The organism is Kitasatospora sp. NPDC042419 (assembly GCF_056437345.1).
In genome coordinates, this window is sequence record NZ_JBWKAW010000004.1 from 130555 (window position 1) to 143327 (window position 12773).

General features: G+C 76.2%; 10 protein-coding genes. 9 read left to right on the forward strand and 1 reads right to left on the reverse strand.

All coding sequences use genetic code 11. The annotated features are described in order from the left end of the window. The first annotated feature begins 56 nt into the window (after positions 1 to 56). From AC067J_RS10405 to AC067J_RS10430, 6 genes are all read left to right on the forward strand, one after another. Positions 57 to 1304, forward strand: a complete 1248-nt coding sequence (locus AC067J_RS10405; protein ID WP_478297579.1) for a zinc-dependent alcohol dehydrogenase — start codon at positions 57 to 59, stop codon at positions 1302 to 1304. After that, positions 1301 to 2098, forward strand: a complete 798-nt coding sequence (locus tag AC067J_RS10410; protein WP_478297581.1) for a cupin domain-containing protein — start codon at positions 1301 to 1303, stop codon at positions 2096 to 2098. Before AC067J_RS10405 ends, AC067J_RS10410 begins: the two co-directional genes overlap by 4 nt. After that, positions 2098 to 3102, forward strand: coding sequence for an SDR family oxidoreductase (locus AC067J_RS10415; protein WP_478297583.1), 1005 nt, complete (start codon positions 2098 to 2100; stop codon positions 3100 to 3102). Before AC067J_RS10410 ends, AC067J_RS10415 begins: the two co-directional genes overlap by 1 nt. Then, a complete protein-coding gene (locus tag AC067J_RS10420) occupies positions 3099 to 3671 on the forward strand; it encodes a VOC family protein (protein ID WP_478297585.1) in 573 nt (190 codons plus the stop codon). Before AC067J_RS10415 ends, AC067J_RS10420 begins: the two co-directional genes overlap by 4 nt. Then, a complete protein-coding gene (locus tag AC067J_RS10425) occupies positions 3664 to 4788 on the forward strand; it encodes an NAD(P)-dependent alcohol dehydrogenase (protein WP_478297587.1) in 1125 nt (374 codons plus the stop codon). Before AC067J_RS10420 ends, AC067J_RS10425 begins: the two co-directional genes overlap by 8 nt. A 156-nt stretch (positions 4789 to 4944) precedes the next feature. Then, positions 4945 to 5124, forward strand: coding sequence for a hypothetical protein (locus tag AC067J_RS10430; protein WP_478297588.1), 180 nt, complete (start codon positions 4945 to 4947; stop codon positions 5122 to 5124). A gap of 213 nt (positions 5125 to 5337) precedes the next feature. On the opposite strand, the gene AC067J_RS10435 is transcribed toward AC067J_RS10430, so the two are convergent. After that, positions 5338 to 7656: a sensor histidine kinase gene (locus AC067J_RS10435; RefSeq protein WP_478297590.1), complete on the reverse strand. Its 2319-nt coding sequence runs from the start codon at positions 7654 to 7656 to the stop codon at positions 5338 to 5340. 480 nt (positions 7657 to 8136) lie between these two features. On the opposite strand from AC067J_RS10435, the gene AC067J_RS10440 reads away from it, so the two are divergent. The 3 genes from AC067J_RS10440 to AC067J_RS10450 all read left to right on the forward strand — a co-directional run bounded on the left by AC067J_RS10440 (position 8137) and on the right by AC067J_RS10450 (position 12722). Beyond that, a complete protein-coding gene (locus tag AC067J_RS10440; protein ID WP_478298163.1) occupies positions 8137 to 8769 on the forward strand; it encodes a response regulator in 633 nt (210 codons plus the stop codon). A gap of 281 nt (positions 8770 to 9050) precedes the next feature. Beyond that, positions 9051 to 11201, forward strand: coding sequence for a sensor histidine kinase (locus tag AC067J_RS10445; RefSeq protein WP_478297592.1), 2151 nt, complete (start codon positions 9051 to 9053; stop codon positions 11199 to 11201). Positions 11202 to 11402: 201 nt separating this feature from the next. Further along, complete coding sequence (locus tag AC067J_RS10450) at positions 11403 to 12722, forward strand: M28 family metallopeptidase (RefSeq protein WP_478298165.1); 1320 nt, start codon at positions 11403 to 11405, stop codon at positions 12720 to 12722. Positions 12723 to 12773 lie beyond the last annotated feature (51 nt).

Here is a 12773-nt window from a genome sequence, read left to right on the forward strand (position 1 = left end):
TGCCCGAGTCGGTACCGGTGCCGGCTCGGGCACCGGCTGCGGCGTCGACCGGCACCATGACCGCCCTGCGGTTCGAGGCGCCGCACCGGGTCGCCCTCGTCCGGGTGCCCCGACCGGCGGCGCCCGGGCCGGACGAGGTCACCGTGCGCACCTCCCTGGTCGGGCTCTGCGGCACGGACCTGGAACTGTTCCACGGCACCGCTGCCTACCTGAGGGACGGGCGGGCCGGCTACCCGCTCGTCCCGGGGCACGAGTGGTGCGGAACGGTCGCCGAAGTGGGCGGCGGCGTCACCGGGTTCGCGCCCGGCGACCGAGTGGTCGGCCACACCATGGTGCACTGCGGCCTCTGCCGGATGTGCCGGCGCGGCCGCCGCCCGCTCTGCGAACGCCTCACCGAGGTCGGCCTCTACGGGCGCCAGGGCGCCGCGGCCCGGTACGTGGTGCTGCCCGAACGCTCGCTCTCCCGAGTCCCCCGCGAAGTGTCGGACCGGGCAGCCGTGTTGACCGAACCCGCGGTCACCGTGGTGGCCGGCCTGGAGCGTTCGCGCTGCCGGCTCGGTGACCGGGTGATCGTACTCGGCACCGGAACGATCGGCTTGCTGGCCGTCCAACTCGCCGCCCGTCTGGGCGAGTCGGTGGACGCGGTCGGTATCGACCCGGCCGGACGCGAACTCGCGCTACGCTGCGGCGCCCGCCGCGCCCTCACTCCCGAGCAGGCGAGCGCCGTCGGTGCCCGCTACTCGCTCGCGGTCGAGGCCTCCGGGGCGGTCGAGGCGTTCGGGCTCGGCCTGTCCCTGCTCGAACCGGGCGGGCGGCTCGCGGTGATCGGCGTGGCAGGACGGCCGTACCCGGACTTCACTCCGGGCCAACTCGCCCTGCGCGGGCTGGAGGTGATCGGAGTCCGGCACGGCCTGGACCACTACGACCGGACGCTCCGGCTGTTCCGTGACGGCGTGCTGGTGGCGGAACCCCTGATCGCGGCGGTCCTGCCGCCGGCCGCCGGGCCGGATGCGTTCCGGATGCTCGCCGAGGGGCGCAGCGGCCCGCCCAAGATCCTGCTCGACTTCGGCGCCGCCGGTCCGGCGCCGTTCGTCCCCCGCCCGGCCGCCCCCGAGTCGCGGTCCGCCCGGGCGGACCGGCGCACCCCGGCCGACCCGTACGCCCCGGCGGGCCCGTACGCCCCGGCGGGCCCGTACACCCCAGCCGGTCCCGACACCCCAGCCGGTCCCGACACCCCCGACACCCCCACGGGCCCCTCCGGCCCCGCCGCCACGACTCCCGTCACCCAAGGAGACCTCGCGTGATCCTCGTACCCGCCGCCGTGCCCCGTACGGCCCCCGCGTTCCGCCGACTGGTCGACCCGTACCACCTGCCGTCGGCACGTGGCGGGCTGACCGTCGAGACCCTGCCACCCGGTGTCCGCGTCGAGCAACACCCCTCCCGGGTGGCCGAATCGGCGACGGTGGTGCTCTCCGGCCGGATCCGCGCGGCCGGGCGCGTGCTCGGCCCCGGCGAGGGCCTCTACCATCCGCCCGGCAGCTCCTGCGGCCTCACGGCACTGCCCGGGGCGCCCGCCGCCGTCCTGACCGTCCGGCCGGTGTCGGTGCCCGGCAGCCGGCCCGCGCCGCTCCCGTACCCCGTCCCGCTCGGCCAGCCGAGGCCCGCCGCGCGGACCGTCCCCACGGCGCGCCGGGCCGACGGTCCGGGCCGGAACCCGGACGGCCCCGGCGCCGCCGGCGGGATCGCCGGTTCGGCCGGGATGGAGGTGCGCTGGCTGGCCACCGCCGACACGGTCGGCGCCCGCCGGCTCACCGTCGCGGCCTCGTCCTTCGCGGTCGGCGGCGGCCACGGCCTGCACCGGCACCCGAACGCCGACGAGTTCTTCCTGGTCCTCTCCGGTGGCGGCGCCCATCTCACCGAGACCGCCGAAGTCCCGCTCCGGGCCGGCGACCTGGTGTTCGTGCCGGCGGGCGAGTGGCACGGCTTCCGGCCCGGTCCGGCAGGCCCGACCACCACCCTGTACGGCTACCTGGGCGCGTCGAGCCTGGCCGGCGCCGGCTACCTGATCCGTCCGTCCGACGTACCGGAGGTGGCCTGATGGACACCGGACTCCGCCCGAACCACGAGTGGCACGGGGAACGTGCCGCTCCGCCCTCGGTGGCGATCGTCACCGGCGCCAGCTCCGGCATCGGCCGGGCCACCGCCGTCGCGCTGGCCCGGGCCGGGCACGCCGTGGCCATCGGCTACCGGACCGACCGCGCCGCCGCCCGCCGGACCGCGGCCCTGGCGGGCGGCACGACCATGCTGCTGCCGCTGGACCTGGCCAACCCGGCCGCCGCGGCGCGGGCCGTGCACGGCGCCGCCGAACACCTCGGCGGGCTCGACATCCTGGTCAACTGCGCCGGGGTCAACCGCCGTTCGCCCATCCTGGAGGAGACGCTCGACGACTGGCAGCGGATCCTCACGGTGGACCTCAGCGGACCGTTCGCCTGCGCCCAGGCGGCCGCCCGCCGGATGGTCCGGCAGGGGCGCGGCGGGCGGATCGTCAACGTCACCTCCGTCCACGAGTTCACCCCGATCGTCGGCGGCGCCGCCTACTGCGCGGCCAAGGGCGGGCTGGGCGAGCTGACCAAGGTGCTCGCCCTGGAACTGGCCCCCTACGGGATCACCGTCAACGCCGTCAGCCCCGGCGAGACCGCCACCCGGATGAACGGCGTCACCGACGAGCACGACACCGCCGACGAGCACGACACCGCCGGCGGCGCCCACCGCACCGGCCCCGCGAGAAGCGCCGGGCCCGAGGACGGCAGCGGCTCCTGGGGCGGCACGGGTTCCCGGGCCGGCACCGGGTCCGTCGGCGCCGGCCGGCTCGCCCGCCCGGCCATCCCGGTGGGCCGCCCGGGCCGGGCCACCGAGGTCGCCGCGGCCATCGTCCACCTGACCGGGCCGGACGCCGCCTACACCACCGGCATCTCCCTCACCGTCGACGGCGGACTCAGCCTGATGAGCGCCGTGGCCAACCAGCGCGACGCCGCGCACGAGCGGCCCGGCGGTGCCCACCGCCCGCCCGGGACACCTGCTTCGGAGAGGAGCGCGCCATGACCGCGATCCCCGGCGCCCGCGCCGTCCACCACGTCGCCTACACCGTCCCCGACCTCGACCAGGCGGTGGCGTTCTTCACCGGTGTGCTCGGTGCCCGGCTGCTCTACCGCGTCGGCCCGGTCGCCGCACCGCCCGGCGACCCCGACTGGATGACCCGCCAACTCGGCGTCCACCGCGACGCGGTGGCACACATCGCGATGCTGCGCCTCGGCCCCGTCGGCAACCTGGAACTGTTCCAGTACACCGCGCCGGGCCAGCGGCGCGAGCAGCCCGCCAACAGCGACTGGGGCGGGCACCACCTGGCGATCGCCGTCGACGACGTCGACCGCGCCGTCGCCCACCTGCGGGCACAGCCCGGCGTCGAAGTCCTCGGAGAGCCGCAGACCGTCACCGACGGCGGCCCGATCGACGGCGACCGCTGGGTGTACTTCCGCACCCCCTGGGGCCTCCAGCTGGAAGTCCTCGCGATGCCGCCCGGCATGCCCTACGAACGCGCCACGCCCCACCGGCTGTTCAGCCCCGAGGGCCCGTGGGAGTCCGCCGGCGAGCCCGGGAGCGACGGTGGTTGAGGCGACCGCCGCAGTGGTGCGCGAGCGCGGCGGCCCGTTCGAACCCGAGACCGTCCTGCTGGACGACCCGCGCCCCGACGAGGTGCTGGTCCGGGTCCGCGCCGTCGGGATCTGCCACACCGACCTCAGCGTCCGGGCCGGCCGGACCCCCGCCCCGCTGCCCGCCGTCCTCGGCCACGAGGGCGCGGGCACGGTGGTGGCGGTCGGCGCCGCCGTCACCAGGGTGCGGCCCGGCGACACCGTGGTCCTGACCTTCGACTCCTGCGGTGCCTGCCCGCCCTGCCTGGGCGGCCGCCCGGTGCGCTGCGAGCACTGGGCGGCGCTCAACCTCTTCGGCGGACACCGGCTGGACGGCAGCGCGACGCTGCGCGGCACCGGCCGCCACCGCGAGGCCGTGCTGCACGGCCACTTCTTCGGCCAGTCCTCCTTCGCGACGCACGCGCTGGCCGACGAGCGCAACGCCGTGCCCGTCCCGGGACCGGCCCTGCCGTTCGAACTGCTGGCCCCGTTCGGCTGCGGCGTGCAGACCGGCGCGGGTGCGGTGTTCAACGTGCTGCGGCCCCGGCCGGGAGACACCGTGGCCGTGTTCGGCGCGGGCGCGGTCGGCCTGGCCGCCGTCCTCGCCGCCCGGCTGACCCCGGCGGCGAGGATCGTCGCGGTCGACCTCCGCCCGGCCCGGCTCGCGCTGGCCCGGGAACTCGGTGCGACCGACGTCGTCGACGCGGGCAGCGAGGACCCGGCGGCGGCCGTCCTCGCGCTCACCGGCGGCCGCGGCGCCGAGCACGCGCTGGAGACCAGCGGCAGCGTCCGCGCCCTCCGGCAGGCCGTGGACGCGCTGGCCGTCGGCGGGACGTGCGGGGTGGTCGGCGCGCCGCCGGCCGGCAGCGAGGTGGGGCTGGACGTCCCCGCGCTGCTGGCCCGGGCGCCCCGGATCGTCGGCATCAACCAGGGGGCGAGCGTGCCCGGGCGGTTCCTGCCGGCCCTGATCGGGCTGTTCCGCGCGGGACGGCTGCCGGTGGACCGCCTGGTGCGCGCCTTCCCGTTCGCGGCGATCGAGGAGGCGGCCGCGGCCGCGGAGGCGGGAGAGGTGGTGAAGCCGGTTCTGATGCTGCCCTGACCTGCGCCGATGGCCGCCGTCTCGGCTGCCGGGCCCGCTCCTGGGACCGGAACGGGACGGCGGGCCCATGCGCCCGGGGCGCACGGGCGCCCAGAGTGGAGGAAGAGCGGCCGATCGGCTCGACCACTCGGAAGCGAAGAATCTGGAGCAGTATCCATGGCAACGAACACGGCAACGAAGACGCTCGGCGTCGCGTCCGTAATCGTCGGCTTCGCCGCAGCAACCGCCGTCATCAGGAGCGCCGTCGTCGGCGCGGTGGCCAAGGTGGGCACCGCGGCCGAGGTCGCGGACTCCGCGCGGCGCTGCAAGCCGGGCGAGAAGGACTGCAAGGGCTGATCACCTGTCCGTCCTTCCCCTTCCCCCAACCAAACCGTCCCCTGCCTCTGCCCCCGGCGCCGCCAGCGCCGGGGGCGGCTGCGTGGGGACGGGTTCGGTCGGGGGAAGGGGCGGCTGCGTGGAAAGGGCCGGTCGGGGGCGGTCGCACAGGGGCGGCTGCACGGGGAAGGCGGCGCGGGACGGTGGGGGCGCCGTCCCGCCGACCGCTCCCCGTCAGCCGTTCACCCCGCCGGGAGCCGCGCCGGAGCCCCGCCCGCCGTCGGCCGCTGCCTCCCCGCCGCCGGACGGGTACCGGGGCAGCACCGCCAGCACGCGCGTCCCGCTGTCCCGGGACAGGCGGTCGACAGTGCAGCTGCCGCCGATCTCCGCCGCCCGGTCCGCCATCGACCGCAGGCCGACCCCGCCGGACGGCTCCCCCTCCGGCCGCCGTGCCTCCCCGAGCCCGAGCCCGGCCCCGAGCCCGACCCCGTCGTCCTGGACGGTGAGCGTCAGGTGCGAGCCGTCCACCAGGAGGGAGACCCGGGCGCGGTGGGCCCGGGCATGGCGCAGCACGTTGTTCAGCGCCTCGGCGGTGATCCGGTACGCGGCCACCTCGACGGCGGCGGGCAGTTCGGGCAGCGGCTCGGGCTCCAGCACGGCGGTGACGGCGAGCCCGTCGCCGCTGAACGTGGCGGCCAGCTGCTGCACCGCCCGGGCCAGGCCGAACTCGCCCAGCTGGGCGGGCCCGAGCCGGTCGGTGATCCGCCGGACCTCCTTGATCGCCATCGCCAGCTCCTCCGAGATCCCCTCCAGCGTCTCCGTGAGCCTGCCGGCCGCCGACCCGCACCCGCCCGAACCGCCGGTCCCTGTCCCGGTCCCCGCCCCTGTCCCTGCCCCCGTCCCCGCCATCGGTGCCGCCGCCGACGCCGCCGCCGCGTTGTCCACCCGCAACCGCAGCCCGGCCAGCGCGGGCCCGAGCCCGTCGTGGATGTCCCGGCGCAGACAGCGCCGCTCCTCCTCGCGCGCCGCGACGATCTGCTCCCGGCTCGCCTGCAGGTCCTCCAACAGCCGCAGCGAGGCGACGGCCGGCGACGCCTGATCGGCCAGCGAGCGCAGGATGTCGACGTCGCTCGGGTCCAACTGCTCCTCGCCCGCCCGCAGGCCGACCGTCAACTCGCCGATCACCACGCCGTGGTGCACCAGCTCGAAGCCCTGGCAGTTCCCGTCCAGCCGGCCGACGGAGGCCAGCGGACGGCTCCCGGCCCGCGTGGCGACGGTCAGCGCGACACCCGGCAGCCGCAACTCCTCCGCGACGGCCGTGCACAGCGCGGCCGGCAGCCGACCGGGCTCGACCACCTGCCGGACCTGGCCGGCCAGCGCGCGCAACACCTGGTAGGGCTGGGCGCGTTCACCGTAGTAGAGCCGGTCGACCAGGCCGACGGCCCGGCGGGTGGCCCGCGGCAGTCCGGCGCCCAGCCCGTAGACCAGGGCGATCAGCACCAGCGCCGCCGCGCCCCGGCCCGGCACCAGCCACTGGGAGAGCACGGCCGCGCAGAGCACGAACAGCAGCGTGAGCCCGGTGGCGAGCAGCAGCCCGGTGAGCACCGACCGGGCCGCCCGGTCCAGCCGCCACCCGCCGTCGCGGACCACCAGGTAGGCGACCGCGACGGCCCAGACCGCGCCCGCCGCGGTGAACAGCGAGTAGCTCAGCCAGTACTCGTACTGGAAGCGGCGGGTGTAGTAGTCCTGCATGCCCGCCCAGAGCAGGTACGCGCCCAGCATCCCCGCCACGTGCGCGCGGTGCCGTGGCAGCGCCGCCGCGTCCCCGCCGCCCCGCCCGGTCGCCGGCCGGACGAGCCGCGCGAGCAGGACGGCCGCCGCGATGCCGATCAGCAGGTAGTTGACCGGGTCGTAGAGGCTGTCCAGACGGTCCGCGACGGAGCCGAAGAAGTTCGCGGGCACGCTGCCGGCGAGCGGGTTGGGGTGGCCGAAGACGGTCGGCCGGTCCAGGAAGGACATCCCGTCGGGGACCACCCAGAGTGCGACGGCCCCGATGTAGAACCACCAGCGCCGGGTGGTGAGCCGTCCGGCCGGCAGCCAGAGCGGCAGGACGTAGAACAGCGTCTGGCTGATCGTGTCGCACACCCCGCGCACGACCGCCGCCGCGCCCACGATCCCGGGATCGGAGACCTCCACCCACACCGGCGCGGCCACCGCGCTCGGCAGCATCGACGTCAGCGCGTAGACGAGCATCACCCAGCCGAGCGGACTTCCCGGCCGGTGCGCGTGCAGCAGCATCCCGGCGCCGGCGGTCGGTAGCGCGTAGAGCAGGATGGCGAGTTGGTCCCGGGGGCGGTCCACCCCGGGGTCGCCGAGGTGGACCAGCACGTAGCAGACCCAGACCGTGGCGACCGCCAGGCAGAGCGCCGTGAGGACGGCGGCGCCGGTGAGCCGGCGCTGTGCGGGCGTCCGGCGCGGGGCGGCCCGGGCGGGCCCGCGGGCCCTTGACCGGGACCGACCGGACCGGCGCCGAGGGGAGATCACCGTGGTCATGGCACCGCCTAGGAACGGACTGGGGATGGGTCCACCGGCGGCCGGTCGCCGGGCCGGGCGCTGGGACCAGTCTCGGCCGCCCGCCGTCCCGGGCGCATGGGGCAGCGGTCTCGTTCTCCCCGGAGGCGCCCGGAGCGCTGCCCCCGCGCTGCCCACTCGGTGCCCACGCGGTGCGACCGTGCTGCCCCGCGCTGCCCCGCGTCGCCCCGTGGCGCCCGTCGGCCACCGGGGACGGCTCGCGCGCTGTCCTCCGGCGCCGTCCTCCGGCCCCGCCCTCCGGCCCCGTCCACGGCACGAGCCGGCCGGACGGACGGGCAGCGACCCGCGCATGTCACGGAAAGTCACTCTCCTATCGCTGGTAGTGTCGGCCGGGTGGACGAAGAGCACCCCTCCGCAGAGCCCCCGCACCCGGACCAGGCCCGGGGCCGCCGCCCGGACCGCGCCCCGGGCGGGGAACCGGACACCCCGCCGGTCAGGGTCCTGATCGTCGACGACCACCCGCTGTTCCGGGAGGGGCTCAAAGCCGCCCTGGAGAGCGCCGAGGGCATCGCCGTGGTGGGCGAGGCCGAACGCGTGGCCGACGTGCCGGACGCCGTCGCGCGGCACCGCCCGGACCTCGTCGTGATGGACCTGTCCCTGCCGGACGGCTCCGGGCTGGAGGCCACCCGCCGGCTGTCCGCCGAACAACCGGCCCCGCCGGTCCTGATGCTCACCATGGCGGACGACGACGGCAGCCTGCTCGCCGCACTCCAGGCGGGCGCGCGCGGCTACCTGGTCAAGGGCGCGGGCCGGGAGGAGGTGCTGCACGCGGTGCGGACCGTCGCGGCCGGCGGCGCCGTGTTCGGCGCCGACGTCGCCGAACGGATCACCACGCTCCTCGCCGGCGCCCGGGTGCGGGAGGCCGGCCAGCTCTTCCCGGCACTCACCGCCCGTGAGGCCGAGGTCCTCGACCTGGTGGCCCGGGGGCTGGACAACCGGCGGATCGCGCGCGAGCTGGTGGTCGCGGAGAAGACCGTGCGCAACCACGTCACCCACATCTTCGAGAAGCTGCACGTCGCGACCCGCGCCGAGGCGGTGGCCCGGGCCCGCGACATGGGCCTCGGCGACGGCTGATCCGCGCGGCCCCGCGCACCGGCCGGCGCCGACGCCCGACCGGTCCGGGCCCGGGGTCGGTCCGGGCCCGGGGTCGGCCGGGCCCGGCTCCGCGGATCCGTACCCGGTGCCGAGTAGGTCCGGACACGCGAACCGAACCCGGATCCGGGCCCGAAACCGGGCCCGAAACCGAAACCGGCCCCGAAAGCAGCCCCGAACCCGGATCCGGGGCAGGGACCGGACTCCCGGCCCGGGCCCCCGGGACGGCAGGACGCCGAGGATGCGGGGGAGGAGGCCCACACATGAGCAAACCGGCTGTCACCCCCGGCCGCCCCCCGGCGCCGCCGGCCCCGACCGCCCCCCGGCGGGCCGGCCTGGCCCCGGCGGCCTGGGCCTGCGGCCTGACACTGCTCTGCGGCCTCGGATGGGTGCTGCTGGCGATCACGCACCAGGACGCCCGCTGGGCCACCCCCTTCTACCTCCACGACGGCGAGACCGTCCTGCTCGGCTTCGCCTTCGCGCTCTCCGGGCTGCTCATCCTCGCCCACCGCGCCGGCCCCGACGAACCCCTGCGACCGGGGGGCGCCGCACCCGCCCCGCCCGTCGGCCGCAGCCTCGGCCGCTGCCTGCTCGCCGCCGGCCTCGGCGGCTGCCTCTCCCGCTTCCTCCTCTTCGCGGGCGCGGCGGCCGACGCCGGCCCGGCGGTGGAGGCGCTCGGCGCGGCCCTGCTGCTCGCCTCCGTCACCCTGTTCATCTTCCTCTCCCTCGCGCTCCCCCTCTGGCTGCCCGAAGGCCGGCTGCCCGGCGGGCCGGGCCGCGCCCTCGTCGCCGCGATCGCCCTGTGGAGCGCCCTGCACGCCTGCGTCGTCCGCCTCGGCAGCCCGCTCCCGTACTACGACGACGTGCTGGTGCCACGCGGCCAGGGGCTGCCGCTGGACGAGTGGCGGGCCACCCTGGTCGCCTGGGGCATCGTGGTCACCAGCCTGGCGGTGGCCGCCGTCCGCTGGCGGCGCTCGGACAGCCCGCACCGCTCCGTGACGGCCGTCCTCGTCCCCTACCTGATCTGGCTTGTTACCACCAACATCGCGCTCCGGATGGGGAGTTCCGAGAGCGTCGCAGCGGTCGCGTACTTCACCGGGTCGGCGCTGTGGATGCTCGGCGCGGTCGGCTACGCCTTCACCCGCGACCGCTCCCACTACCTCGACCGGGCGACCCGCCGGATGTTCAGCGTCCTCGCCCTCACCGCGCTGCTGATCGCCGGCTACCTCGGCATCGCCCTGCTGCTGCGCCGCCTGCTGCCGCAGGCCAGCACCGCGGACGCCCAACTGCTGGCCGCCGGGGCGCTCGCCATCGGCGGACTGCTCGGCCCGACCACCCGCTGGGTGGTGCGCGCCGTCGACCGGTTCTACTACGGCGACCGGGCCCGCCCCTACCAGGTGGTGCGGGCACTCGCCGAACGCCTGAGCCACGCCGTCAGCCCGGCCGACGCGCCGCCACTGCTCTGCGACACCGTGGTCGAGGCCCTCGGCCTGCCCGGCGCCCGCGTGGTCCTGCACACCCGCACCGGACCGCACGAACTCGCCTCGGTCGGCGAGCTCGGGCCCAACAGCCAGGTCTTCCCGCTCAGTTACGAGGGTGCGGTGATCGGCGACCTGTACGCTCCGCCGCGCGCCGGCCAGCCCGAGCTGGACGCCCAGGACCACGAGGTGCTGCGGTTCCTCGCCGACCAGGCCGCACCGGCGATCGCCTCGCTGCGCCTGTACGAGGAACTCCAGAGCGGGCGGCGGCAGATCGTGCTGGCCCGGGAGGAGGAGCGCCGGCGGCTGCGGCACGACCTGCACGACGGGCTCGGGCCCACGCTGTCCGGCCTGCGGCTCGGCGTCGACACCGCGCGGGCCGCGGTGCCCGAGGACTCCGCGGCGGCCCGGTCGTTGCGGGTCGTCTCGGCCGGGATCGGCCAGGCGATCGTCGAACTCCGGCGGATCACCGAGGGGTTGGCGCCTGCCGCGCTGGCGGGGGAGGGGCTGGCGGTCGCCCTGCGGCGGTTGGTCGCGGAGCTGGACGGGCCGCAGGTGCGGATCTCCCTGGCGCTGGAGCCGGATCCGCCGCCGGCCTTGCCGGCCGCTGTGGAGGTGGCGGTGCTGCGGATCAGCGGGGAGGCGCTGAACAACATCCTGCGTCACTCGGGCGCCACCAAGGCCCGGTTGACCCTGCGGGTCCGGTCGGAGGCGGTGGTCGTCGAGGCCTGGGACGACGGCCGCGGATTCCCGGCGGTGCGGGCTGACGACGTCGGCGGCGGGGGCGGCTACCGGCCGAACGGGTCGGGCCTCGGGCTGCGTTCGATGGCCGAGCGTACCGAGGAGCTCGGCGGCTGCTTCACGGCGGTCAACCACGACGGCGGGGCCCTCGTCCGGGCGGCGCTGCCCCGTACGCCGGGGGCCGGCGGGGAGTAGCGGGCGGGGGTCTGCCGCCTTCCGCGCCCCCGGCCCCTCTTGACGGACCCGCAGGTTCCCTCAATCATCATGGTCGCGTCAACTTCGCGACCCGACTTCTGCTGTCCCGCGAAGTGCCGCGCTTCCGTTCTGCCCCACCAGAAACCGGAGCCTCCCTTGACCGAGCGCGCCCCGCGGCGATCCCGCCTGCGCCGATCCGCCCTGCCGGCGGCGGCCGTCGTCACCCTCGCCGCCGCCCTCCTCGCCCCCGCCGCCTTCGCGGCCCCCGAAGCCCCGGCGGTCCGGACCGCGCCGGCGAGCGTGACCCCCACGATCGCCGCCGCCCCCGACATCCCGGTCGCCAACGTGAAGGCGCACCTCGCCCAACTGCAGTCGATAGCCACCGCCAACGGCGGCAACCGCGCCCACGGCCGGCCCGGCTACAAGGCCTCGATCGACTACGTGAAGGCCAAGTTGGACGCGGCGGGCTACACCACCACGCTGAAGACCTTCAGCTACAACGGCTCGACCGGCTACAACCTGATCGCCGACTGGCCGGGCGGCGACACCTCGCACGTGGTGATGGCCGGCGCCCACCTGGACTCCGTCACCGGCGGGCCGGGCATCAACGACAACGGCTCCGGATCGGCCGGCGTCCTGGAGACCGCCCTCGCCGTCTCCCGGGCCGGCCTCACGCCCTCCAAGCACCTGCGGTTCGGCTGGTGGGGCGCCGAGGAGTACGGCATGATCGGCTCCAAGAACTACGTCAACAGCCTGTCCGCCGCCGATCGTTCGAAGATCGACACCTACCTGAACTTCGACATGATCGGCTCGCCGAACCCGGGCTACTTCACCTACCGCTACGACAGCACGCTCGACGCCCTGTTCCGGAACTACTTCGCCGGCCTCGGCATCAGCACCGAGCAGGACTTCGAGGGTGACGGCCGCTCCGACCACGCCCCGTTCCAGGACGCGGGCATCCGGGTCGGCGGCCTGTTCAGCGGCGCCGACTACACCAAGACCAGTGCGCAGGCCGCGAAGTGGGGCGGGACGGCGGGCCAGCCGTTCGACCGCTGCTACCACTCCTCCTGCGACACCAGCGCCAACATCAACGACACCGCGCTGGACCGGATGAGCGACGCCATCGCGTACGCGATCTGGACGCTGGCCGCCGGGAGCACCACGCCGCCCACCGGCACGGTCTTCGAGAACACCGCCGACGTGCAGATCCCGGACTACGGGTCGGCGGTCACCTCCGACGTCGCCGTCACCGGCCGCACCGGCAACGCGCCGGCCGCGCTCCAGGTCGGGGTGGACATCAAGCACACCTGGCGCGGCGACCTGGTCATCGACCTGGTCGCGCCGAACGGCACCGCCTTCCGGTTGAAGGACGCCAGCGGCAGCGACTCCGCACCCGACGTGCAGACCACGTACACCGTGAACGCGTCCGCCGTGGCCGCGAACGGCACCTGGAAGCTCAAGGTCCAGGACGTCGGACGGCAGGACACCGGCTACGTCGACAGCTGGAAGCTCACCTTCTGACGGCGGGCCCACCCCGGCCGGCGCACCGGGGGCGCCGGCCCACCGGCCGAC

Coding starts and splice junctions, on each gene's coding strand:
- AC067J_RS10405 (WP_478297579.1), top strand. CDS start 57: ATGACCGCCCTGCGGTTCGAGGCGCCGCACCGGGTCGCCCTCGTCCGG.
- AC067J_RS10435 (WP_478297590.1), bottom strand. CDS start 7,656: ATGACCACGGTGATCTCCCCTCGGCGCCGGTCCGGTCGGTCCCGGTCA.
- AC067J_RS10415 (WP_478297583.1), top strand. CDS start 2,098: ATGGACACCGGACTCCGCCCGAACCACGAGTGGCACGGGGAACGTGCC.
- AC067J_RS10420 (WP_478297585.1), top strand. CDS start 3,099: ATGACCGCGATCCCCGGCGCCCGCGCCGTCCACCACGTCGCCTACACC.
- AC067J_RS10445 (WP_478297592.1), top strand. CDS start 9,051: ATGAGCAAACCGGCTGTCACCCCCGGCCGCCCCCCGGCGCCGCCGGCC.
- AC067J_RS10430 (WP_478297588.1), top strand. CDS start 4,945: ATGGCAACGAACACGGCAACGAAGACGCTCGGCGTCGCGTCCGTAATC.